The sequence below is a fragment of the uncultured Martelella sp. genome (genome assembly GCF_963677965.2).
In the GTDB taxonomy this organism is placed as follows: Bacteria; Pseudomonadota; Alphaproteobacteria; order Rhizobiales; family Rhizobiaceae; genus Martelella; species Martelella mangrovi.
Map to the genome: position 1 here is coordinate 2,661,245 of NZ_CAXXFM010000001.1, position 22,914 is coordinate 2,684,158.

Annotated in this window: 24 protein-coding genes and 1 riboswitch; of the genes, 5 read left to right on the top strand and 19 right to left on the bottom strand. The window is 59.5% G+C overall.

Features of this window, described 5'->3' with window-relative positions; translation table 11 throughout:
- Nucleotides 1–99: 99 nt before the first annotated feature.
- The 4 genes from ACHZCU_RS12455 to fabA all read right to left on the bottom strand — a co-directional run bounded on the left by ACHZCU_RS12455 (nucleotide 100) and on the right by fabA (nucleotide 4,283).
- The gene (locus tag ACHZCU_RS12455) at nucleotides 100–1,191 is read right to left on the bottom strand and encodes a porin (protein ID WP_319519021.1); all 1,092 of its coding nucleotides are present in this window, start codon (nucleotides 1,189–1,191) and stop codon (nucleotides 100–102) included.
- A gap of 479 nt (nucleotides 1,192–1,670) precedes the next feature.
- Nucleotides 1,671–2,480, bottom strand: coding sequence for an enoyl-ACP reductase FabI (fabI, locus tag ACHZCU_RS12460; RefSeq protein WP_106302790.1), 810 nt, complete (start codon nucleotides 2,478–2,480; stop codon nucleotides 1,671–1,673).
- Between the two features lie 7 nt (nucleotides 2,481–2,487).
- Complete coding sequence (gene fabB / locus ACHZCU_RS12465) at nucleotides 2,488–3,711, bottom strand: beta-ketoacyl-ACP synthase I (protein WP_319519022.1); 1,224 nt, start codon at nucleotides 3,709–3,711, stop codon at nucleotides 2,488–2,490.
- A gap of 62 nt (nucleotides 3,712–3,773) precedes the next feature.
- Nucleotides 3,774–4,283, bottom strand: coding sequence for a 3-hydroxyacyl-[acyl-carrier-protein] dehydratase FabA (gene fabA, locus ACHZCU_RS12470; protein ID WP_106302784.1), 510 nt, complete (start codon nucleotides 4,281–4,283; stop codon nucleotides 3,774–3,776).
- A gap of 302 nt (nucleotides 4,284–4,585) precedes the next feature.
- On the opposite strand from fabA, the gene irrA reads away from it, so the two are divergent.
- Entirely contained in the window at nucleotides 4,586–5,002 is a 417-nt protein-coding gene (irrA, locus tag ACHZCU_RS12475; RefSeq protein ID WP_319519023.1) for an iron response transcriptional regulator IrrA, read from the top strand.
- A 31-nt stretch (nucleotides 5,003–5,033) separates the two neighbouring features.
- On the opposite strand, the gene ACHZCU_RS12480 is transcribed toward irrA, so the two are convergent.
- The 5 genes from ACHZCU_RS12480 to ACHZCU_RS12500 form a co-directional block, all read right to left on the bottom strand.
- Nucleotides 5,034–5,831: a YdcF family protein gene (locus tag ACHZCU_RS12480; RefSeq protein WP_319519024.1), complete on the bottom strand. Its 798-nt coding sequence runs from the start codon at nucleotides 5,829–5,831 to the stop codon at nucleotides 5,034–5,036.
- Between the two features lie 45 nt (nucleotides 5,832–5,876).
- Nucleotides 5,877–6,899, bottom strand: a complete 1,023-nt coding sequence (locus tag ACHZCU_RS12485) for an aldose epimerase family protein (RefSeq protein WP_319519025.1) — start codon at nucleotides 6,897–6,899, stop codon at nucleotides 5,877–5,879.
- A gap of 67 nt (nucleotides 6,900–6,966) precedes the next feature.
- The gene (gene metA, locus ACHZCU_RS12490; protein ID WP_319519026.1) at nucleotides 6,967–7,899 is read right to left on the bottom strand and encodes a homoserine O-succinyltransferase; all 933 of its coding nucleotides are present in this window, start codon (nucleotides 7,897–7,899) and stop codon (nucleotides 6,967–6,969) included.
- Between the two features lie 67 nt (nucleotides 7,900–7,966).
- A riboswitch (SAM riboswitch) is annotated at nucleotides 7,967–8,044 on the bottom strand.
- Between the two features lie 67 nt (nucleotides 8,045–8,111).
- A complete protein-coding gene (locus ACHZCU_RS12495) occupies nucleotides 8,112–8,558 on the bottom strand; it encodes an NUDIX domain-containing protein (protein ID WP_319519027.1) in 447 nt (148 codons plus the stop codon).
- Nucleotides 8,559–8,573: 15 nt separating this feature from the next.
- A complete protein-coding gene (locus ACHZCU_RS12500; protein ID WP_319519028.1) occupies nucleotides 8,574–9,206 on the bottom strand; it encodes a LysE family translocator in 633 nt (210 codons plus the stop codon).
- Nucleotides 9,207–9,359: 153 nt separating this feature from the next.
- Here ACHZCU_RS12500 and ACHZCU_RS12505 point away from each other — a divergent pair, with 153 nt between their 5' ends.
- Both ACHZCU_RS12505 and ACHZCU_RS12510 read left to right on the top strand, forming a co-directional pair.
- Nucleotides 9,360–9,572: a copper ion binding protein gene (locus tag ACHZCU_RS12505; protein ID WP_319519029.1), complete on the top strand. Its 213-nt coding sequence runs from the start codon at nucleotides 9,360–9,362 to the stop codon at nucleotides 9,570–9,572.
- A gap of 352 nt (nucleotides 9,573–9,924) precedes the next feature.
- Complete coding sequence (locus ACHZCU_RS12510; RefSeq protein WP_319519030.1) at nucleotides 9,925–12,414, top strand: heavy metal translocating P-type ATPase; 2,490 nt, start codon at nucleotides 9,925–9,927, stop codon at nucleotides 12,412–12,414.
- A gap of 73 nt (nucleotides 12,415–12,487) precedes the next feature.
- Here ACHZCU_RS12510 and ACHZCU_RS12515 read toward each other — a convergent pair whose 3' ends face one another.
- Nucleotides 12,488–12,796 carry a hypothetical protein gene (locus ACHZCU_RS12515; protein WP_319519031.1) on the bottom strand — a complete coding sequence of 103 codons (309 nt, stop codon included), beginning with the start codon at nucleotides 12,794–12,796 and terminating at the stop codon, nucleotides 12,488–12,490.
- A 33-nt stretch (nucleotides 12,797–12,829) separates the two neighbouring features.
- Here ACHZCU_RS12515 and adhE point away from each other — a divergent pair, with 33 nt between their 5' ends.
- Nucleotides 12,830–15,496: a bifunctional acetaldehyde-CoA/alcohol dehydrogenase gene (gene adhE / locus ACHZCU_RS12520; protein ID WP_319519032.1), complete on the top strand. Its 2,667-nt coding sequence runs from the start codon at nucleotides 12,830–12,832 to the stop codon at nucleotides 15,494–15,496.
- Nucleotides 15,497–15,577: 81 nt separating this feature from the next.
- Here the strand turns inward: adhE and ACHZCU_RS12525 are convergent, their stop codons facing one another.
- Both ACHZCU_RS12525 and ACHZCU_RS12530 read right to left on the bottom strand, forming a co-directional pair.
- Nucleotides 15,578–16,435, bottom strand: coding sequence for an NlpC/P60 family protein (locus tag ACHZCU_RS12525; RefSeq protein ID WP_394706113.1), 858 nt, complete (start codon nucleotides 16,433–16,435; stop codon nucleotides 15,578–15,580).
- A gap of 5 nt (nucleotides 16,436–16,440) precedes the next feature.
- The gene (locus ACHZCU_RS12530; protein WP_319519034.1) at nucleotides 16,441–17,829 is read right to left on the bottom strand and encodes a leucyl aminopeptidase family protein; all 1,389 of its coding nucleotides are present in this window, start codon (nucleotides 17,827–17,829) and stop codon (nucleotides 16,441–16,443) included.
- A gap of 128 nt (nucleotides 17,830–17,957) precedes the next feature.
- Here ACHZCU_RS12530 and ACHZCU_RS12535 point away from each other — a divergent pair, with 128 nt between their 5' ends.
- Entirely contained in the window at nucleotides 17,958–18,755 is a 798-nt protein-coding gene (locus ACHZCU_RS12535; protein ID WP_319519035.1) for a tetratricopeptide repeat protein, read from the top strand.
- 36 nt (nucleotides 18,756–18,791) lie between these two features.
- Here ACHZCU_RS12535 and ACHZCU_RS12540 read toward each other — a convergent pair whose 3' ends face one another.
- From ACHZCU_RS12540 to ACHZCU_RS12570, 7 genes are all read right to left on the bottom strand, one after another.
- Nucleotides 18,792–19,061 carry a hypothetical protein gene (locus tag ACHZCU_RS12540; protein WP_319519036.1) on the bottom strand — a complete coding sequence of 90 codons (270 nt, stop codon included), beginning with the start codon at nucleotides 19,059–19,061 and terminating at the stop codon, nucleotides 18,792–18,794.
- A 206-nt stretch (nucleotides 19,062–19,267) separates the two neighbouring features.
- The gene (yacG, locus tag ACHZCU_RS12545) at nucleotides 19,268–19,468 is read right to left on the bottom strand and encodes a DNA gyrase inhibitor YacG (protein ID WP_106302749.1); all 201 of its coding nucleotides are present in this window, start codon (nucleotides 19,466–19,468) and stop codon (nucleotides 19,268–19,270) included.
- A complete protein-coding gene (locus ACHZCU_RS12550) occupies nucleotides 19,458–20,084 on the bottom strand; it encodes a Maf family nucleotide pyrophosphatase (protein ID WP_394706055.1) in 627 nt (208 codons plus the stop codon). The genes yacG and ACHZCU_RS12550 overlap by 11 nt, the downstream gene beginning before the upstream one ends.
- Before the next feature lie 42 nt (nucleotides 20,085–20,126).
- Nucleotides 20,127–20,345: a translation initiation factor IF-1 gene (infA, locus tag ACHZCU_RS12555; RefSeq protein ID WP_024708546.1), complete on the bottom strand. Its 219-nt coding sequence runs from the start codon at nucleotides 20,343–20,345 to the stop codon at nucleotides 20,127–20,129.
- 263 nt (nucleotides 20,346–20,608) lie between these two features.
- Complete coding sequence (locus ACHZCU_RS12560) at nucleotides 20,609–21,082, bottom strand: UPF0262 family protein (protein ID WP_319519038.1); 474 nt, start codon at nucleotides 21,080–21,082, stop codon at nucleotides 20,609–20,611.
- A 2-nt stretch (nucleotides 21,083–21,084) separates the two neighbouring features.
- Complete coding sequence (gene hisD, locus ACHZCU_RS12565) at nucleotides 21,085–22,389, bottom strand: histidinol dehydrogenase (RefSeq protein WP_319519039.1); 1,305 nt, start codon at nucleotides 22,387–22,389, stop codon at nucleotides 21,085–21,087.
- A gap of 53 nt (nucleotides 22,390–22,442) precedes the next feature.
- Nucleotides 22,443–22,883 (bottom strand): DUF2948 family protein, encoded by a 441-nt coding sequence (locus ACHZCU_RS12570; protein ID WP_106302737.1) that lies wholly within the window; start codon nucleotides 22,881–22,883, stop codon nucleotides 22,443–22,445.
- Nucleotides 22,884–22,914 lie beyond the last annotated feature (31 nt).

The following is a 22,914-nucleotide window of genomic DNA, read 5'->3' on the forward strand; positions in this document are numbered from 1 at the left end:
AGCGAAATTCAGATAAAAAAATCCCGGAGTGCGCTGGCTGGCGCAATCCGGGAATAAATGAAGAGGCTCCTTGCAGAGCCTCTCCGAGAGCAACCTGGATTAAAAGTCGCGCTGCAGGCGGAACCAGCCAGCCCAGAGGTCGTCGTCCGAATAGGCGTCAGGCAGATCGGTGTAACCGACGTTCAGCTTGGCGCTCAGACCGTCAACGATGGTGTAGTCGAACAGGACGCCTGCGGACCAGAAGTCTTCGTTGTCCTGGCCGGGGACATTGGCAGAGGTCCACTGGTAAGCCGGGGTGATCGAGAACTTTTCGGTGACATCGAGCTGGTAACCGGCAGCCAGTGCCCACTCGGCGTAAACGCCCGGCAGACTAACAGCAGTCGGCCCCGTGTAGTCGTAGAACTCGTTGTCTTCAAAGGTGTTGGCGTATGCGTTCCAACCGGTGGAGTAGTTTGCACCAAGGTCCAACTGGCCCGGGCCAAGCGCCAGCGAAGTCATCAGGCGGAACGAAGCTTCTTCGTTGTAGGTGTCGTAAGCAGCGTCCAACTTGGCGCCAACGCCGCCAGCCTGGAAGCCAACGCGACCGGAAATGCCGAGCTTCGCAATCTGCTTGTAATCACCTTCGCTGTCTCTACCAAGTTCAACCTGTTCAGGCTCAAGAGCGTCGAGCGAGAGGCCTGCCACGAAACCGTCGCCGGCGAAGACATAACGCATTGAGTTAAAGCGGGTATTGCCGGCAAGATCGTCGATTTCGCCGATGAGACCTTCATCCCAGTAGCTGAAGAAACGACCAGCCTGGAAGCCGCCGAGGCCGACATAGGCTTCGTTGATGTAGGTCTTGTTGCCGCTGCCGTTGGAATTGGCTTCGCTACGCAGCGAGATCAGGCCCGTGACCGTGCCCAGTTCGGAATCGGTCTTGGACGAGATGTCAAGCTGTGCACGCGTGAAGGCGTTCCAGGTGTCGTAAGAATTACCGCCGTTGGAACCCTGAACTTCGAAACGGATGTAACCGCCGATATCAAGGCAGGTTTCGGTGCCGGGGATGTAGAAGTAGCCGGCCCCGAAAGCGTCACAAACTTCGACATAATTGTTCTGAACCGGTTCGATGACGACGACCGGGTCGGCAGCTTGCGCGCCGGTTGTGGCTGCAAGCGCAGCAGCAGAGCCAAGAAAGAGGCTTTTGAGGTTCATGAAGTTAACTCCTCGTTGAATGTAAACGGGGCATTTAATCTTGCCCTGGGCTGGAAGCAGTTCGTTGCGTTGCATCCATCCGCATCAAACCCGCATAGGCCGTTCAGAGCAATAAACCTTTGATGGAATTCTGGATCAATCGAATGATTAACACCCTGGTGTTGCGGTTCTGCAACGATAATGCCTTGAGAAGACAGGGTATTTTCGGAGGTTTATGCTTCATTCAATGACAGAATGGGCCTCTGATTTGACTGATTCAGGAGTCGAAAAATCAATAAAATCAATCGTTTGATTAAGTGACTAAAATCGATGCGGGTGCAAAAAAACACGATCGAAAAATCCAGATGGAAGTTTTCCGGGGTTTTGGTTTGCTGATCACGGAAATGAGAGTTGAGCCGAATCAAGAAAAAGGCGCGACCGTCAATTCGGTCGCGCCTTTTCTATTTTTAGTTGTATTTTTCTGGAGGCGATGCAGACGCTCAGGTCTCGGGATCGCCTCTGCGCATCATTTCAGGGATCGGCATGGAGAGAATATTGTAGCCGTTATCGACGAAATGAATCTCTCCGGTGACGCCTGAAGCGAGGTCTGAGAGCAGGTAGAGTGCGGAGCCGCCGACATCCTCGATCGTGGTCGAGCGTCTCAGCGGTGCGTTGCGTTGCTGCCAGGCATAGACGAGGCGCGCATCGCCGACGCCCGAACCGGCCAGCGTGCGTACGGGGCCCGCCGAAATGGCGTTGACGCGAATGCCGCGCGGACCATAGTCGCCGGCAAGATAGCGCATGGACGCCTCTAGGCCTGCCTTTGCCACACCCATGACATTGTAGTTCGGCACCACCGCCGTCGACCCGCCATAGGTCAGCGTCAGCATCGATCCGCCGTCGGTCATGAGGTCTGCCGCGCGCTTGGCGATCTCGGTAAAGGAGAAGCAGGAAATCACCATGGTGCGGACGAAGTTTTCCCGCGTGGTGTCGGCATAGAGCCCCTTGAGTTCGCTCTTGTCGGAAAAGCCAACGGCATGAACCACGAAATCGAGCTTGCCCCAGCGCTCCTTGATGGCATCGAAGACCGCATCAACGCTCTCGATATTTTCCACATCGCAGGGCACGACGAAATCCGAGCCGAGTTCGGCAGCAAGCGGATGAACCCGCCGGCCGAGTGCTTCGCCCTGATAGGTGAAGGCAAGTTCCGCGCCTTCGGCACGGACGGCCTTGGCAATGCCCCAGGCAATGGAGTGGTTGTTGGCAACACCCATGATGAGGCCGCGTTTGCCCTGCATAAGTCCGGTCATATACGCATTATCCATTGTAACGCCGGAAAACCAGCGTGGCGTTCGTGCCGCCGAAGCCGAACGAGTTTGAAAGAACGGTGTCGATTTTGGCATCGTCGATGCGCTGACGCACGATCGGGACACCTTCGAATTCGGGGTCCAGCTCTTCGATATGGGCGCTTTCGCCAATAAACCCTTCCTGCATCATCAGCAGGGAGTAGATCGATTCCTGTGCGCCGGCAGCCCCCAGAGAGTGCCCGGTGAGCGACTTGGTTGACTGGATATGTGGGATCTTGTCGCCGAAGACCTCCCGGATCGCACCGATTTCCCGGCTGTCGCCGACCTGTGTCGAGGTGCCATGCGTATTGATATAGTCGATCTCTCCGCCGCCGATATCCGCAAGCGCCTGGCGCATGCAACGCACCGCGCCTTCGCCGGAAGGCGCGACCATGTCGTAACCGTCCGATGTTGCGCCATAGCCGATGATTTCGCCATAGATCTTGGCGCCGCGGGCTTTCGCGTGTTCCAGTTCCTCCAGAATGACCACGCCGGCGCCGCCAGCAATGACGAAGCCGTCGCGGGCGGCGTCATAAGCGCGCGAGGCGTGCGCGGCGTCCTCGTTGAAGTCGCTGGTCATGGCGCCCATGGCGTCAAACAGGTTGGACATGGTCCAGTCGAGATCTTCATGGCCGCCGGCAAACATCACGTCCTGCTTGCCCCACTGGATCATTTCGGCAGCGTTGCCGATGCAGTGTGCGGATGTCGAGCAGGCGGAGGATATCGAATAGTTGACGCCGTGGATCTTGAACCATGTGGCAAGTGTGGCCGACGCCGTCGAAGACATTGCCTTCGGCACGGCAAACGGGCCGATACGCTTGGGCGAACCGTTCTTTTCCGTGGTCAGCGCCGCCTCGACGATCGTACGTGTCGACGGACCGCCGGAGCCCATGATGATACCGGTGCGCTCATTGGTTATATCGCCGTCTTCGAGGCCGGAATCAGCAATCGCCTGTTTCATGGCGACGTGGTTCCATGCTCCGCCCTGCGACAGAAAACGCATGGCGCGACGATCAACCTGATCGGTGGGGTCGAGCGTCGGCCGTCCCCAGACCTGGCACTTGAAGCCGTGCTCGGCGAAATCCGGCGAGAAAGAGATACCTGATTTTGCCTCGCGCAGCGAAGCGGTGACTTCGGCGGCATCGTTTCCGATCGAGGAAACGATTCCCAATCCCGTAACGACAACACGTCTCATATTCGATCCTTCTCTTTCTCCTCCGCATTCACCGGGCGACCGGCGTAACCGCGCATTGCGGCTTACTGTTCCTGGAACAGGCCGACCCTGAGATCGGAGGCCTTGTAGATTACTTCGCCATCGGCCTTCACCCAGCCATCGGCAATGCCGAGGACCAGACGGCCGCGCATGACGCGCTTGAAGTCGACGCCATATTCGACAAGCTTGTTTTTCGGCGTGACCATGCCTGAAAACTTCACCTCGCCGGTGGAAATCGCGCGGCCCTTGCCGGGCTCGCCAAGCCAGCCGAGATAAAATCCGGTGAGCTGCCACAGCGCATCAAGACCCAGGCATCCCGGCATCACGGGATCGCCCTTGAAGTGGCAATCGAAAAACCAGAGGTCGGGTGTGATGTCAAACTCGGCACGGGCATGGCCCTTGCCGTTGGCGCCGCCGTCCTCCGAAATTTCGGTGATGCGGTTGAACATCAGCATTGGCGGCATCGGAAGCTGCGCATTGCCGGGGCCGAAAAGTTCACCTTCGGCGCACTTGATGATATCCTCGTAATCGAAATGCGATTGTCTTGTGCTCATTAAAACTCTGCTTCCCTTCGTTCCTCGAGGGGTTTTCGGTACCGGGCTCAAGATAGGGGCGTATCCCTGTTGCAGCAATGCGCCGATATGTCGTTGGCCGGAAATCCCGCAACTCAATTGTTATTCTCTTCACCGTGGCCATACAGGAAGCTGACTTCCGCGACCAGAGTGAAACGTGTTTTAGCCGGGTATTTGCAGTTTAATTTCAAACGCTGCAAGCCCTTGCCCTATTGAAAGCGATTCTCAATACCGTTATACGGAGCTATATTTGCATTTTGTTAGATGAAGCCCTGAAAGTGGATATGACACCGAGAAATCGTGTATCAGAAGAAAAGCTTCGTGCAAGCGGTCTTCGGCCGACGCGTCAGCGCGTGGCTTTGGCCGATCTGCTTTTCGCCAAGGGTGATCGTCATGTGACCGTCGAGGAACTGCATGGCGAGGCCCAGGAAGCCGGCGTGCCGGTTTCCCTTGCCACTGTCTACAATACGCTGCATCAGTTCACCCATGCCGGCATGATCCGGGTTCTGGCCGTCGAGGGCGCAAAGACCTATTTCGACACCAACACCTCCGATCATCACCATTTCTTTATCGAGGGTGAAAACCATGTCGTCGACATGCCGGCGGACGGTATTTCCCTGAATGGTCTGCCAACGCCGCCGGAGGGGATGGAAGTCGCCCATATCGATGTGGTTGTCCGGCTGCGCCCGAAGAAATCCTGAAATTTGAGGACCGTCAGGCAATTTGCCTGAGCTATCCGTTCTGGCGGGGCGAAAGCTGTGCCGTGTGGCCGCGCAGTCGCGCCGTGACGAGGCCGGCCCATTCGCGCAGCGCCGTGGAAAGCATGGCGGCATTGGTCATCGGCCGGTCGAAACTTGCGGAAAAGCGGAGCTTTCCATCCGTCCGGTAGTCGGCAGGCCAGGGCGTGACGCGCATGCCCGTTTTCTCAAACAGCGCAACGGAACGCGGCATGTGGTAGGCCGATGTCACCAGCAGGCACGGCCCTTCCATTGCCTGTCTTGCCATCAGGGCTGCCGTATTGGCGGCATTTTCCGCGGTGTTGCGGGCATCCGGCTCATAGAGCAGGCGGGCTGAGGCGATGCCGTGATCGGCAAACAGCCGGGCGGCCGGTTCTGCTTCACCATATCTGGCGCCGGTCAGCGCGTTATCGCCGCCGGTGACCAGAATTTTCATATCCGGATAAAGTCGGGCAAGGCGGAGTGCTTCGATGTACCGATCGGCCGCGCGGGTGAATACATACGTGCTGCGGCGGGCCGAGGCCCCGGTATTGATGCCGCCGCCGAGCACGATGGCGCAGGCGGGCGGTTCGGAAAGATCCGGCCGGGCGAAACGGGTTTCAAGATCGGCCAGCAAAACCATGCCGAGATTGGTGAAACAGGTTATGCCAAGCGTCAGCGCGGCGAGGCCGGAAAACACCGCCGCCGCGCCGCTTTGTGCAATGAGCAGGCAGAAAAGCGCCGCCACGACCGACAGGAAGGCAAAGGCCAGCGGCTGGAACACCAGCCAGAACAGCTTTGACAGAACGAACACTATGCTGCCTCCCGCCGCCAGCCAAAAGGCCGGGCCGTCGCGTCTTCAGCCCTTGTGGAAAACGTAATCCGTTTCCTGGCGCAAGGTCTTGCCGGGCCGCAGGATCGCATTGGGAAAGCCCTGCTGATTGACCGCATCCGGCCAGACCTGTGTTTCCAGGCAGAAGCCGGCGAACGGACCATAGGGAAAGCCGTTCAGCCCTTCCGGCGTTTCGTCGAGTTTCGAGGCGGTGTAAAGCTGAACCCCCGGCTCCGTGGTCAACACATCCATGGTGACATGCGAGGAGGGGGCATAGGCGCTGATGACGGGACGTTTTTCCGTGCGCTCGGGCGACAGACAGAAATTGTGATCGAACAGAACCTGCCGGCCATTTTCGTCCTCGCGCTTGAGCGGGTGTGGCTTGCGGAAGTCGAAGGGTGTGCTGGCAACGGACCTGATCTCGCCGGTCGGGATCTGCCGTTCGTCCGTCGGCAGATAATGATCAGCCATGATCATCATCGTGTGTTCGAGCGTATCCGTGCCGTTGCCGAGGTTGAAATAGGTGTGATTGCAGATATTGGCGACCGTCGGCTTGTCGGTCGTGGTTTCGTAGACGATCGAGAAAACGCCGCGTGGCTTGAGATGAAAATGGGCGCGGATGGTGGTGTTTCCCGGAAAGCCGCCGCGACCGTCCGGATCGACGATCTTCAGCGTCACCCGGTTTTCGGCAATCTCTTCGAATTCCCACATGCTGACGCCGATGCCGTCTCTGCCGCCATGCAGGTTGGTGATGCCGTTTTCGTTGCAGTCGACCTGATATTCCGTCCCGTCGATGGTAAAGCGGCCGTTTGCGATGCGGTTGGAGGAGCGCCCCGGCGTAGCCCCGAAATAGGGAGAGAAGGCCGGGTAGTGATCGAAATTCTCAAACCCCAGAACCAGGGAATGGTCATGGCCTTCAAGACGCAGGTCCTGAACCACCGCGCCCCAGTTGATGATCTTCGCGGTCAGCCCGCCACCTGAAATCGTGACACGGCTGACAGTCTTGCCGTCGCTGGTCTGGCCGAAGGTTTCCGGTTGTGGCGCGCTCATTGTTTTTATCCTCCACATTTAAAATGTTGCATTGCAGCGCGGATATTGCGCCGGAATGTCCGGACCTTCAAGCGCCCGCGCGCTCTTTGCCGATTTCTTCCAGAGAGTAGGGCGTGGTCTGGTAAACCTCGTTGATCCAGTTGCCGAACAGGAGATGGGCATGCGAGCGCCAGCGATTGAGCGGCGCCCGGTTCGGATCGTCTGCCGGGAAATAGTTGAACGGCAGCTCGATCGGCACATTGGTGTCGACATCGCGCCTGTATTCGTCACCGAGCGAACCGGAATCATATTCGATGTGATTGAACATGTAGAGCCGGTTGGCAAAGCTCTCATAAGCCAGACACGGCCCGACTTCATCGGAATGCATCAGGATTTCGATGCCCGGCACGTTTTCCAGATCGGCGCGGCGCACCTCCGTCCAGCGTGAAACAGGAAGCTGGAAATCATCGGAAAAACCGTTGAGATAGATCGACGCGGGCTTCAGATTGCGATGGCGGAATATGCCGAAGGCCTTCTTGTCGAGAAGCCGCTTCGGTACGCCGTGAAAATGCCATGCAGCGGCCATCGCGCCCCAGCAGATATTCATCGTCGAGTGGCAATTGGTGGTGGTCCAGTCGAGAATTTCCTTCATTTCGTCCCAATAGGTGACGTCCTCGAAGGGCAACGTCTCAACCGGCGCGCCGGTGATGATGAAACCGTCGAACTTGCGTTCTGCCACCTCGTCCCAGGTCTTGTAAAAGGACAGGAGATGCTCGATCGGCGTGTTCTTGGCCTTGTGGCCGCCGACGCGCACCAGCGAAAGCTCGATTTGCAGCGGGGAGGCGCCCAGAAGCCGCGCGAATTGCAGCTCGGTCTTGATCTTGTTCGGCATGAGGTTGAGCAGCCCGAAATGCAGCGGGCGGATATCCTGCCGTTCCGCAACCGTTTCCGTCTTGACCCGCACGCCTTCGGAAATCAGCGTCTCGAAGGCAGGCAGCGTATCTGGAATCTTGATAGGCATGTTCATTCCAATCCCGAACAAAAACCGGCCGCCTTCAACACGCTACCGGTCCGGATGGGGCAGGAATTTTCCGCTCGCATCGGCCCTTTAGCGAGTTGTTTTACGTGGCTGCAAGCCGGCCGGCCAAATCACCACAGGGAAAAGCTAGATAACGCCGCATTTGCCGGACGTCAATCTTGGCGCGAAAGACAATCTGTTGCCGGGCTGTCGCTTCAGGTGAAAAATGCTGTCAAGGCGGGCCACGAAAGCGGCATTTCCATGCCAAGTCCAATGTTTCCGGCCGCGTCTTTCCAATCAAGGAAAAACAGCCGGAAGCGGATAGGCCCGCCGCCGTCAGAGGCGTGTTCCTCTGTGTGAAACCAGTTCTCAGGCGCATCCTCCGGCATGGGAACAGTGAATATATGGCGCCGGTGGCACAGCAGCGCGCCGTTTTTTCTGAAGCTGTAGTCAATGTTGCCAAGCGCCGACCAGCCTTCATTCAGATGTAGTCCGGTCTCCTCGTGAAATTCCCGTTTTGCCGCCTCGATCGGGATTTCTGCATGCTCCAGCGTCCCGCCGGGAACCTGAAGCGGAGCCTCCGGAAAGTCCGGCTCATCGAAGACGAGCACCCTGCTGCCCCGTCGTGCGTAGATGAGCACTTTTTCTGCATCCGGTATCATCAGGCTTCCCAGTTTTCAGGACGTTGTCCGTTTCAGCGTGGCCGTTGCAAGCCCCATCGCAATCAGCGCACTGCCGCCCAGCCGGGGCAGGAACGCGGTGACCGTGGACGAACTTAGCTTTGTCCGCAACCGGTCTGCCATCAGGGCATAGGCCAGTGCATTGACGGCGGCCAGCCCGACAAATGTGACAACAAGCGTTGAAAACTGAGGGACAAGCGGCGCTTGCGGCACAATGAACTGCGGTACGAAAGCGATGAAGAAGGCAATCGATTTCGGATTCAGCGCCGTCACGGTCATGGAATGAAAGAAAATCTTGCGCGCGACAAGCGGGGCCGGCGTGGTGGATGCGATGTTTTCGCTGGACCCGGCGCTTTTGAAAAGCCTGATGCCGAGATAGACGAGATAGGCCGCGCCGATCCATTTCAGCACGATAAACAGTTTTGCCGACGTCAGAACCAGCGCGCCGAGGCCGGCAAGCGAAGCCGTCATGGCAATGAAATCGCCGAGCGCGACGCCGGCAACGGTGGCAAGTGCGACCCGCCGCCCCTGACTGAGCGCATAACTCAGCACCAAAAGAACAGTGGGGCCGGGAATGAGAAGGAGCGCTGTCGATGCCGTCACGAAGGCGAGCCAGAGATGAAAGTCCATGTTCTTCTCCTTTGAAATCCGTTGAATGCGCTCAGCAAAGACAGGTCCTTGCGCCTCTGACAAGCGGCACAGTCCTGGAAAATAAACAAAGGTCTTGACCTTCCAGCCACTGGAAGCCCCATTTTCGCGTCATCAACAGCAAGGAGCAAGATGATGGCTGAGAAAATCACGCTGAAAATCGAGGGCATGGGCTGCAGCAAATGCGTCGACAAGGTTGAAAAGGCGCTGGGTGATATCGACGGTATTTCCGAAATCGAAGTGAGCCTCGACAACAATGCCGCCTCGTTCGCCCTTGCTGCGCCCGCGACCCGCGAAAGCGCCGTCGAGGCGATTGAAGATGTCGGTTACGATGTCGCAGCTCGCTGACGAAGGTTGCTTCACTCTCATTCGTCAACTCGGGCCTGTCCCGGGCATCCAAGCACCTCTCGCCACGACAGGCGTTTCGGTTGGAACAGCGAAATAATGCAAGTCCGGTGCAAAGCGGAAGCTCCGCGTATGCGCAAACGTGGTTAGATCCTCGGCACGAGGCCGAGGATGACGTCCGTAGGATGGGCACGTGCGTCAGCAGTCTGAGGTGTCGGTTACGATGTCGCAGGGCAATCGGAGCGGTACCCTCTTTCCTCATGCGTCATCCAAACAAGCTCGGGTAGATGCAGGCGGGAAGCGCGCCGGCGCCGGCTGAATGGAACCCGGCGGGTTGAAGAAAAAGGAATGCGCAATGGAACAGACGGTTACAAAAAAGCCCGCAACGGCAGGGAAGGCGCAGCATCTTGTGCTGCCGGTTTCCGGCATGACCTGCGCTTCCTGCGTTTCAAGCGTCGAGCGGGTTGTCCGCAAGCTTGACGGTGTCGACACCGTCTCCGTCAATCTGGCGACGGAAACCGCCGATGTGGCGCTGGCCGATCGCAAGGCGAAAGCCAATGTCGTCGCCGCGATTGAAAAGGCGGGCTACGGCGTTCCGCTTGAAACCATCAAGATCGGCGTTGGCGGCATGACCTGTGCCTCCTGCGTTGCCAGTGTCGAGCGGGCGCTTTCACGCGTGCCGGGCGTTCTGGAGGCAAAGGTCAACCTGGCCACCGAGCAGGCGACCGTCGCGGTGGACAAGGCAACGACGCTTTCGACGGTGGAAGCGGCGATTGAAAAGGCCGGCTATGAGCCGCGCCGTCTGGGCGCGGAAACCGGTGCGGTGTCCACGCAGGAAGACGCGCGCGAGAAGGAGCGGGCGGCGCTGAAGCGCGACCTGCTGACGGCTTTCGTCTTCACCCTGCCGCTTTTCATTCTGGAAATGGGGTCGCACTTTATTCCGGCCTTCGGGTCTGCACTCACCTCGGCTGTCGGCGTCTATCCCCTGCATGTGTTTTACTTCGTGCTGGCAACGATCGTTCAGTTCGGCCCCGGCCGGCGGTTCTACCGGCACGGCATAGCGTCCTTCCGCCGGTTGTCGCCGGATATGAATGCGCTGGTGATGCTGGGCTCAACGGCGGCATGGGGCTATTCGACCTTCGCGACCTTCCTGCCGCAGATTTTCCCGGAAGGGGCCGCACAGGTCTATTTCGAAAGCTCCGCCGTTATCATCACCCTCATTCTGCTGGGCCGGTTTCTGGAAGCCAAGGCCAAGGGGCGCACATCGGCTGCCATCACCCATCTTCTCGGCCTGCAGCCGAAAACCGCTCGTGTCGAACGTGACGGCGAACAGGTCGATGTGCCGATTGAAGAGCTGAAGCTCGGCGATGTCGTCGTCGTCCGTCCGGGCGAAAAAGTCGCCGTCGATGGTGTTGTTGTTTCCGGCACATCCTATGTCGACGAATCGATGATCTCCGGCGAGCCGGTTCCCGTCGCCAAGTCTACCGATGATGCGGTGACCGGCGGCACGATCAACAAGACCGGCACATTCACGTTCAAGGCCAGCGCCATCGGCGCCGATACGGTTCTGGCGCGCATCGTCAAGATGGTCGAGAACGCGCAAGGGGCGAAACTGCCGGTGCAGGCGCTGGTGGACAAGGTCACGGCGTGGTTCGTGCCTGCGGTTCTGCTGGCCGCTGCCATCACCTTTGTCATCTGGATGGTGTTCGGTCCGTCGCCGGCGCTCTCCTTCGCGCTGGTCAATGCGGTTGCGGTGATGATCATCGCCTGCCCCTGCGCCATGGGGCTCGCCACGCCGACCTCGATCATGGTCGGAACCGGCAGGGCGGCCGAAATCGGGGTGCTGTTCAGAAACGGCGAGGCGCTGCAGACGCTGAAGGACACGAAGATCGTCGCCTTCGACAAGACCGGCACGCTGACGGAAGGACGCCCCGTCGTCACCGATGTTGTCACCGCCGATGGCTTTGAGAGAAACACGGTCCTTGGCCTTGCCGCCGCCGTCGAGCAGGGCTCCGAACATCCGCTTGCCGAAGCCGTTCTGACAACGGTGAAGGACGAGGGGCTGGACATTGCAAAAACGGCTGACTTTTCCGCCGTGCCCGGTTTTGGCGTATCGGCAACGGTCAATGGCAGCAAGGTGAACGTTGGCGCACGCCGTTTCATGGAGCGGGAAGGCGTCGACACGCAGGCGCTGGACGGCGATGCCGAGAGGCTTGCCGAAAATGCCCGGTCCCTGCTTTTCGTCGCGGTCGATGGCAAGGCTGCCGGTGTCATCGGCGTCGCCGATCCGGTCAAACCCTCGGCGAAGGCCGCGATCGCAGCGCTTCATGCCGCCGGGCTGAAAACGGCGATGATCTCCGGCGACAACCGGAAGACCGCAGAAAGCATTGCCCGTGAGGTGGGTATCGATACCGTGGTTGCCGATGTGCTGCCGGATGGAAAGGTCGAAGCGCTTGAAAAGCTGAAGGCCGGGCACGGCGCCATCGCCTTTGCCGGCGACGGCATCAATGATGCCCCGGCACTGGCCGCTGCCGATACCGGCATTGCCATCGGTACGGGCACCGATATTGCGATTGAAACCGCCGATGTCGTGTTGATGTCGGGCGAACTGTCCGGCGTTGTCAGCGCGATTTCGCTGTCGCGTGCGGTGATGCGCAATATCGCGCAGAACCTGTTCTGGGCCTTTGCCTATAATGCCGTGCTCATTCCGGTGGCGGCGGGTATTCTCTTTCCCGTCAACGGCACGCTGCTGTCGCCGATGCTGGCGGCGGGCGCCATGGGGCTTTCCAGTGTCTTCGTGCTGTCCAACGCGCTGCGCCTGAAACGCTTCAACCCCGCGCATTGACGCCTTTGAGACCGTCTCCGGCAAGAATCTGCCGAAGGCGGTTTCAATATTGCGGCCGTCATCGTATCCTTTGTCATGCCCCTTCGCCGGTGCCGGAAAGCCGCCCCGAAGAAGGCGGTGTTGTGGCGCTTTTGCACATCCGGCCATGCGCTTCCGCAAAAGCTTCGCTTCTTTGATCACGATCAATACAAAACGATTTAAACCGACCTAAACACACATCGTGGCGAGAACGGACGGCCCTTATCCGGACAGATTTCCCAAGCTTCTTGTGGCCAGTGGCCGGTAAAAACAAAAGAAGCATTTCAAGGATAAGGCGCGCCGGCAGGCCGAGCCCAAGATCGGCCGCCAATATTCGCCAGTTTTTAAGCAATTGCCGGGCCATTTTCCGGTTCGGCTAAAGCGCAGGAGTAGTCCCATGCCGGCCATCAGCACGACCGAACTTGACCAGCTTGTTGCCCGGACGAAGGCAGCGCAGCAGAAGTTTGCGACCTATACTCAGGAACAGGTCGACTTCATTTTCCGTTCCGCCGCACTTGCCGCGGCCGACGCCCGTATTCCCCTTGCCCGTATGGCGCATGAGGAAACCGGAATGGGCGTCATGGAAGACAAGGTTGTCAAAAACCACTTCGCCTCGGAATACATCTACAACAAATACAAGGACGACAAGACCTGCGGCATCCTCTCGGAGGAGCCGGAATACGGCATCTTCACCGTTGCCGAGCCTGTCGGTCTGATTTGCGCCATCGTCCCCACCACCAACCCGACCTCGACGGCCATCTTCAAGGCGCTGATCAGCCTGAAGACCCGCAACGGGGTGATCTTCTCGCCGCATCCACGCGCCAAGCGTTCGACCTGCGAGGCTGCCCGCGTTGTGCTGGAAGCCGCCGTCAAGGCCGGCGCGCCGAAGGACATCGTCAGCTGGATCGATGAACCCTCGGTCGAGCTTTCGAACGCGCTGATGCACCACCCGGACATCAACCTGATCCTCGCCACCGGCGGCCCCGGCATGGTCAAGGCGGCCTATTCGTCGGGCAAGCCCGCCATCGGCGTCGGCGCCGGCAACACGCCGGCCGTGATCGACGAATATGCCGATATCAAGCGTGCCGTTGCCTCGATCCTGATGTCGAAGACTTTCGACAACGGCGTCATCTGCGCATCGGAACAGTCGGTGATTGCCGTCGACAAGGTCTATAATGCCGTGCGCGAACGCTTCATTAGTCATGGCGGTTATGTGCTGTCGGGCAATGAGGCCGGTGCTGTCCGCAGCGTCATCATGAAGGAAAACGGCGGACTGAATGCAAGCATCGTCGGTCAGTCGGCTGAAAAGATCGCCGCCATGGCCGGCATCGAGGTGCCGCCGCGCACCAAGGTGCTGATTGCCGAAGTCGAAAGCACCGGCGAGGAAGAAATCTTCGCCCATGAAAAGCTGTCGCCGACGCTGGCCATGTACAAGGCGAAGAACTTCGATCACGCCAGCCGCATCGCATCGGAACTGGTGGCGCTCGGCGGTATCGGTCACACCTCGGTTCTCTACACCGATCAGGACCTGCAGCCCGAACGCGTCACCACCTTCGGCGAACGGATGAAGACGGCCCGCGTTCTCGTCAATACGCCCGCCTCGCAGGGCGGTATCGGCGACCTCTACAACTTCCGCCTGGCGCCGTCGCTGACGCTTGGCTGCGGTTCGTGGGGCGGTAACTCGATCTCGGAAAATGTCGGTCCGCAGCACCTCATCAACAAGAAAACGGTCGCCAAGAGGGCAGAAAACATGCTGTGGCACAAGCTTCCCCCGTCGATCTATTTCCGTCGCGGTTCGCTTCCCTTCGCGCTTGAAGAACTGAAGGGCCACAAGCGTTGCCTGATCGTCACCGACCGCTTCCTGTTCGAAAACGGCTATGTCAACGATACGGTCCGGGTGCTGAAGAACCTCGGCATGGAGGTCGAGACCTTCTTTGACGTTCAGGCCGACCCGACGCTGGCCGTTGTCCGCAAGGGCTGGGAACTGGCCCGTTCGTTCGAACCGGACATCATCCTGGCCCAGGGTGGCGGTTCGCCGATGGACGCAGCCAAGATCATGTGGGTGATGTATGAGCATCCGGAAGTCGAGTTTGCCGATCTGGCGCTGCGCTTCATGGATATCCGCAAGCGCATCTATCACTTCCCGAAACTCGGCGTGAAGGCCAAGTTCGTGGCCGTGCCCACCACTTCGGGCACCGGTTCGGAAGTCACCCCGTTTGCCGTCGTCACCGACGAGAAGACCGGCGTGAAGTATCCGATCGCCGACTACGAACTGACGCCGACCATGGCCATCGTCGATGCCGATCTGGTCATGAACATGCCGAAGTCGCTGACGGCCCATGGCGGTATCGATGCCGTGACCCACGCACTCGAGGCCTACGTCTCGATCATGGCGAACGAGTATTCGGACGGTCAGGCGCTGCAGGCCCTGAAGCTGCTGAAGGAATATCTGCCTTCGGCCTACAAGAACGGTGCTGCCGATCCGAAGGCCCGCGAGCAGGTTCACAATGCGGCAACGATTGCCGGCATGGCCTTTGCCAACGCCTTCCTCGGTGTCTGCCACTCGATGGCGCACAAGATCGGCGCGCAGTTCCATCTGCCGCACGGCCTGTCGAATGCCCTGCTTCTGGCCAATGTGGTCCGCTACAACGCGGTCGACAATCCGACCAAGCAGGCAACCTTCAGCCAGTATGACCGGCCGAAGGCGCTGTGCCGCTACGCCGAGATTGCCCGCCATCTCGACCTTGGCGGCAAGAGCGACGAACAGTCGGTTGAAAACCTGGTCAAGTGGATCGAAAGCCTCAACAAGGCCTGCGATATCCCCGAATCGATCCAGGCGGCCGGCGTCGGCGAAGCCGACTTCCTCGATCATCTCGATGAAGTTGCCGAAAAGGCCTTCGACGACCAGTGCACCGGCGCCAACCCGCGCTACCCGCTGATCTCGGAAATCCGTCAGGTCCTGCTCGACACCTTCTATGGCCGCGCCTACGAAGAAGGCGTGGTCAACGAGCCGGAAGCCACCGACGAAAAAGGTTCGGTCGTGCCGCTCAGCGCCCGCAAGTAATTGCGTGCACTGCAAGGCATGAGTGAAAACGCCGCCTCATCGGGGCGGCGTTTTTACGTTCAGTATATTGCGAGAGAGCGTTTAGCCCTTCTCGGGCCGCAGATAAGATGTCGGGTTGCCATAGACCGGAGCAATGCGGGTGATGGCATGGTCAAGGCTTTCGCGGGTCACCCGCATGGCCGCGCCATTGGCGTGCACCAGCGTCTTGCCGTCTTCCATCATGCCGACATGGCCTTTCCAGAAGACCAGATCACCGCGTTTCAGGGCGCGGCGTGATACCGGCTCTCCATCCATCAGTTCCTGCATGTCGGAATCGCGCGGTACCGCCCGCCCGGCCATCATCATTGCAATCTGCACCAGAGCCGAGCAGTCAAGGCCGAAGCCCGAACGTCCGCCCCACAGATAGGGCGTTTCCAGAAACCGCAGCGCCGTCTTGACCGGGTCGCGTTCAAATGGCCGGTCAAGCGGAAAGCAATGATCGGCAAACACGGCCGTGCCATCCGAGCAGAGATAGAACCGGCTGCCGCGCATCTCCACCTCATCGACAAAGGTCAGTCGGCAGCCCATGGAAAGGGCGCAGACCGGTCCCGCCCTGACGTCGGGTTCCGGGTAGAGAAAGGTTCGTGGAACCGCGATGAAATGCGAGGCCTGGCGCTCGCCTTCCGCCAGCATTGCCTCCGGCATGTAGCCGACATAACCGTCGAAATGCGACTGGACCCAGGCCCAGCCGGACTTGCGCTCGAAAATATCGACGCCTTCTCCGAAGAGCAGCTGGCTGTCGATCACCGCAGCCTCAGACGGTTGCGGACGGAGCGGGGCGACGGGAACGATGATCTGCGCGGGTTCCGGCACGGCGAAATGATCTGCATGCACCATGCCGGAAAGTCTTGCATCGGCCAGATCCGGTCGAAAGGCATGAAGCCTTCTGTCGAGTTCCATAACCATCAGACAGTCCTGATCGTTTCGAAGATCGCCCGGATTGCCTGGGCCTCGCCGCCGGCCGGGCCGAAATCGCGATCGGCCGGGGCGTGGCCGTAAATATCGAAATGCGCCCATGTTCCGGCGCGGTCGACGAAGCGCTTCAGGAAAAGCGCAGCCGTGATCGATCCTGCCATGCCGCCGGCCGGCGCATTGGTGAGATCGGCCAGACCGGTCTTCAGCTTTGCGTCATAGCCGGGATAAAGCGGCATGCGCCAGACCGGGTCGGAGAGCCGTTCGCCTGCCTGATGAAGCGCATCGGACAATGCGTCGCTGTCGGTGTAGAACGGCATCACCTCAGGGCCGAGCGCCACGCGGGCAGCACCCGTCAGCGTTGCCATGTCGATCAGCAGGTCTGGCTGTTCCTCGTCGGCATAGGCCAGCGCATCGGCGAGGATGAGCCGTCCCTCGGCGTCGGTATTGTCGATCTGCACCGTCAGCCCCTTGCGGGAGTGATAGATGTCGCCCGGCCGGAAGGCATTGCCGGCGATGGCGTTTTCGACGCTTGGCACGATTACGCGCAGGTCAACATCGAGGCCCGCATCCATGATCATCAGCGCCAGCGCCATGACATTGGCGGCCCCGCCCATATCCTTCTTCATCAGCCCCATGCCGGCCGCCGACTTGATGTCGAGGCCGCCGGTGTCGAAGCATACGCCCTTGCCGACGAGCGTGATGCTCTTTGCACCCTTGCGGCCCCAGCGCATCTCCATCAGTCGCGGCGCCTTTTCCCCGGCGCGGCCAACCGCATGGATCAGCGGAAAGCCGCTCGTCAGCAGGTCGCCGCCGCGAACAGCGCTGAAATCGGCGCCATAGTGGCAGGCGAGGGCGCCGAAAGCCTGTTCCAGATGATCGGGCTGCATGTCGTTTGCCGGCGTATTGATCAGATCGCGGGCAAGCCGGATTGCGGCGACATTGCGTTTGATCGCATCAGCATCGCAATCTTCGGGGATGGCAAGGCGGACCGGCGCGGCTGCCGACGGTTTGAGATAGCGCTCGAAGCGGTAGCTGCCGGCCGCAAAACCGATCAGAGCCTGCGTCCTGTCACCGGGATAGCGGGCAAGGTGCCAGTCACCGGCCGGCAGAAGCTTTGAAAGCCTGCCGGTAACGAAGGGGTTTTCTGCCCGTGAGCCGAGGCCAAGCAGGGCGCCTGCAAGCGCACCGTCCGCACCGGGAAGAAGCAGGAGCTCGCCCTCGCGCGCGGAAAATTTCGCCGAACGGACAAAATTACCAACATTTTCGGGAAGAATGTCCGGGTTTTCGAGGTCGGACGGCGCTACCGCATAAAGCGGATTTGAAGCCTCGCCGGGTTCGCAGAAAGGGAAGGGGTGTTCGATGAATTGGAAACTGGGCATGAAAGGTCACTCGTAACTGTGTGTCCGCCTACTTTCGCGGTAAAAAACTTTCTGTAAAGTGTCGGAAAGCCTCGAAAATGATTCCATACGCCGATCGAGGCATTGAGAACAGACGGAGATTGCCGGAAATGATCGATCGCAGCGGACTTTCGGGAAAAACGGCGCTGGCCGTCGTGCTTGCAGCAGTTGCGCTTTCCGGATGCGCCAGCGTGCGCAAGCCGATGACCGCTGGCCAGTATCAGTATATGTCGGCCGAAGAAATCGCGACCCTTTCGCCGTCCCAACGGCAGATGATGAATTACCGGCTCGAAACGGCATTTCTGTCGCGGCCCGGAAATGTCAAATCGGGCGTCGCGTGGTCGGAATATCTGAAAGCGGAAGGGCGTTATTCCGAAGCGAATCAGGTGATGCGTGAGGTTGCCGCGCGCAATCCCGATTCCGGCGATGCGCTGCTGCATTATGCCGAAACGCAGGCGGCACTCGGCCATTATCCCGACGCGCTGCGCACGATCCGCGATGCCGAACGCGTTGCGCCACGCGACTGGCGGACCTTTTCCCAGGAAGGTCTGATCCTTGATCAGATGGGCCAACCGATGGAAGCGCGCATGCGATACCGGCAGGCTCTGTCGCTGTCGCCGAAGAACCCGGAGGTTCTGTCGAACATGGCGGTTTCCTACGTCTTGACCCACGATCTGGCGACGGCGGAAAATTACCTGCGTGAAGCCAACGACAGGCGTGGCGCAAGCTCCGAAGTGCAGATCAACCTCGCGCTGGTGCTGGCGCTTCAGGGCAAGCAGCAGGAAGCACAACGGGTGGCCACAGCGGGCGTTTCCGCCGAACAGGCGCAGATCAATCTGGCGGCCCTTCAGGCTGCGACTGCGCCGGGTGGCGCCTGGGAGCAGTTTGCCGTTGGCGCTGGCGGGTAATCGCCGGCAACACGCACGCAGGTTTTGTCCCGCGGATCAGACCAGCGCGGGCATCAGAACGCGTACGAGCGCGAACAGGCCTGTGAAACAGACAACGAAAAACACCAGGCTTCCGGCAAGTGTGAGCCAGAACGCCCAGTTCACGCCCTTTTTGTAGCCATGTCTGGACAGGTAAATTTTTCGCGCGGCATCGGCCCCGCGATCGGCTTCTGCCTGTTTCGCGGTAGCGCTAACATTTTCCTGCGGATCGGTGGCATCAACACCGGCCGTTGTTGAAGGCCGGTGGTGTAAGGTCTTGCTTCTCACCGCCTCGTTCCTCTGGATCTCTCGTTTCTGCCGAGTGGCAGCGCACGCTTTCCAATACAAGTATAAGGCGATTATTTCACAAAACCAGCGTTAAATGCAACAGTGGCGGGTAAACGCAACCGAAATCCGCTGGAAAAGGGACATGGATTTCGATTTATTTAATCATTTGAGTAGGTTGGCGAAGCCGTACCAAGCCGCACCAAGCGTCAATATTCTTCGCCATCGGGCTTCGATTCGTCTTCGGCCACGGGAATGGCGTAAGACCCCGTCAGCCATCGGGAAAGGTCGAGCTGACGACAACGGTCGCTGCAGAACGGGTAGTTCTCCCGTGTCGAGGGCCGGCCGCATTCCGGGCATTCGCGCGGTTTTCTCAAAGGCTCGACGCGGGGTTTGCTTTCATTGCCCATGTTCGCTCCATTGTGCTGCTATATCGTAGCCGCGGCCCGACAGCAGGGACTGCGTTTCATAGAGCGGCAGACCGACGACGGCGGAATAGGACCCGACAAGCCGCTCGATAAACGCTGCTGCACGCCCCTGGATGGCGTAGGCGCCGGCCTTGCCGTGCCATTCGCCTGCTGCGAGATAGGCTTCGATATCTGTTTTTGAAAGATGCTTGAAGGTTACGCGGGTTTCAACCACACGGAGGCTGTCCGTGCTCTCGCCGGCGGTTCTGACACAAAGACCGGTGAAGACCCGGTGGTTGCGTCCCGAAAGCAGTGAGAGGCATTCGATCGCCTCGTTTTCGGTCTCGGCCTTGGGCAGGATGCGCCGTCCGACGGCAACCACGGTGTCGGCTGCAAGGATAAGAGAGCCGCGCCAGGCATCGTCCGCATCAAGCGTTTCGGCAACCGCGCCGGCCTTGCCGCGGGCCAGGCGTCCGGCCAGAAGCCTTGGCGTTTCCCTTGCCGCCGGGGTCTCGTCGATGTCAGCCGGGAGTATCCGGTCGGGCGTCACGCCTATCTGGGCCAGAAGGTCCACACGCCGCGGCGATGCCGACGCCAGGACAAGTTTTGTCTTTGCCACGGTCAAGCCCGTTCCCGATCGATCATAAGGGATCGTGCGCTTCTACTTGAAGCGATATGTAATCCGGCCCTTGGTCAGGTCGTAAGGGGTCATTTCCACAAGCACCTTGTCGCCGGCCAGAACGCGAATACGGTTCTTGCGCATGCGGCCTGCCGTGTGGGCGATGATCTCGTGGTCGTTTTCAAGTTTCACCCGGAATGTCGCGTTCGGCAGAAGCTCGACGACGACGCCCGGAAATTCCAGTACTTCTTCTTTAGCCATCTATGTCGTTTCTTTTCTTCCATGCGTTCAGGGCCCATATCCTGGAACTGCCCAAACGCCGCTCTCCCCGTCAGGCCGTTGCCGGCAAGACAGACGGGGATGCAGTTGCTTCACTTGTCGGCAGCGTAGCGGCTGCGTTGAAAACGCGCGGCGCTGCCCAATTGCGGCGGAACCTACACAATAGTTCAACGTTTGTGAACCATGTTTGCTCCCGTCGCCGTTTTTTGTTCACGTGACGTTCGAAACGGCGGCGGTGGCCGCCCTCAACCGCGCCAGTAGAGGACGCAGAACAGCGTGAAAAGGCGCCGCGCGGTATCGAAATCCACCTCGATCTTGCCCTTTAGCCGGTCCTGCAGGGTTTGCGACCCTTCGTTGTGGACGCCGCGCCGGCCCATGTCGATCGCCTCGATCCTGTTTGGCGTCGCCGTCTTGATCGCCTCGTAATAGCTCTCGCAGATCATGAAATAGTCCTTCACGATCCGCCTGAACGGTGTCAGCGACAGGATGTGGGTCGCGACCTTGTCGCCGTTTTCCAGCGTGATGTCGAAGATCAGGCGCTTTTCCAGGATCGAAAGCGTCAGCTTGTAGGGCCCGCCCTCATGACCGACCGGCTTGAAAAAATTCTCCTCGAGAAGATCGAATATGGCGACGGCGCGCTCGTGCTCGACATCGGGCGAGGCGCGGCCGATGCTCTCGTCGAGAACAACATCGATCAGCCTGTATTCGCCCGTGCTCATGTCTATTCCTTGCGGTTAAGGCGGATGGCAACCGAGCGCGCATGCGCGCCCAGCCCTTCGCATTCTGCAAGGTCAATGGCCGGCTGTGCAAGTGTATTCAGCTGCTCCAGACCCAGACTTAGGATGGATGTGCGCTTCATGAAGTCCAAAACACCCAGGCCCGAGGAAAAACGCGCCGAACGCGCGGTCGGCAAAACGTGATTCGAACCGCCGACATAATCGCCGATCGCTTCCGGCGTATAATGCCCGGCGAAGATCGCACCGGCATTGCGCACTTTCGGGATCAGGGCGTCGGGATCGTCAACGGCCAGTTCCAGATGTTCCGGGGCGAGGCGGTTGGCAAGTGCCAGCGCCGTGTCGAGGTCGGAAACGGTGATAATTGCGCCATAGTCGCGCCAGCTTGCGCCGGCAATTTCACCGCGCGGCAAGGTCTTCAGCTGCCGTTCCACGGCCTGTTCAACCGCCTCGCCAAGGGCGCGGTCGGTGGTGATCAGGATCGACTGCGCCGCCGTATCGTGCTCGGCCTGGGCAAGAAGGTCGGCTGCGATCCAGTCCGGGTTGTTTTCACCGTCGGCGATCACCAGAACTTCCGAAGGGCCGGCGATCATGTCGATGCCGACTGTGCCGAACACGGCGCGCTTGGCAGCCGCCACATAGGCATTGCCGGGGCCGACGATCTTGGAAACGGGCGCAATCGTCTCGGTGCCATAGGCAAGGGCGGCCACGGCCTGTGCGCCGCCGATCCGGTAGATTTCCGTAACGCCGGCAATCTTGGCCGCCGCCAGCACGGCCGGATTGATCTGGCCTTTCATCGTCGGCACCACCATGACGATGCGCTCGACGCCCGCGACTTTTGCCGGAACGGCGTTCATCAGAACGGAACTGGGATAGCTCGCCGTGCCGCCCGGCACGTAAAGCCCGACAGCTTCCACCGCCGTCCAGCGATGGCCAAGGCCGACACCGATTTCGTCCTTGTAGAAATCGTCCGGCGGCAATTGGCGCGCATGGTGTTTGCGGATCCGCTCCTCTGCCAGCCTGAGGGCGTCGACAACCTTCGGATCGACAGCAACCATGGCTTCGTCAATCGCCTGCGCGTCGACCTTCATCGGAGTTGCCGGATCGGAAAAATCGACGCCGTCGAAGCGGGCGGAATAGGCGGCAAGGGCCGCATCGCCGTTTGCACGGACATCGGCAAGAATTTCATCAACCGTGTCGCCAACGTCCTTGGAGACTTCGCGCTTCATCGAAAGCAGTGATCTGAAAGCGCTTTCGAAGCGATCGTCGGCTGCGTCAAGCCAGATGGCCATATTTGCCTCACTCAAATGATTCGGGAAAACTCTGTCCTCGTCTGCGGATCGTCTCACCGTGGATGGTGCGGCTTGCCGCGTGCTTCCCAGCTTTCCGAAAGATCGGTCAGAAGCACCTCGATACACTCCACATCCGCAACGATCTCGCCACCGCCCGAAAGCGTGATGATCACAGAGCCTTCCGGACCATCGCCGCTTTTTTCGAACTGTACCGAAAGCAGGTTGGAAACCTCGTCATCGGCCTTGCGGTCAAGACCGATGCTGCGCACCGCATTCACGCGCTTGAACACGAGAGCTGCGCGGCGGCGCTCCGGTTTCTTGAAGAAGCCGCGTTTCTTTTCCCAGACAAAGCGGTTGCACAGAAGCTGAAACTGACCCGCAACCCTGGAAAAGGTGACATCCCGCGACAGAAACACGGCATCCTGCACATGCGCCGAGATGATGGCGAGGTCTTCTTCATCCAGCGCCATAAGCTTCAGTTGATCGGTGGACATGACAAAATTCCCGGCGGGTTTGTGGTTTTAA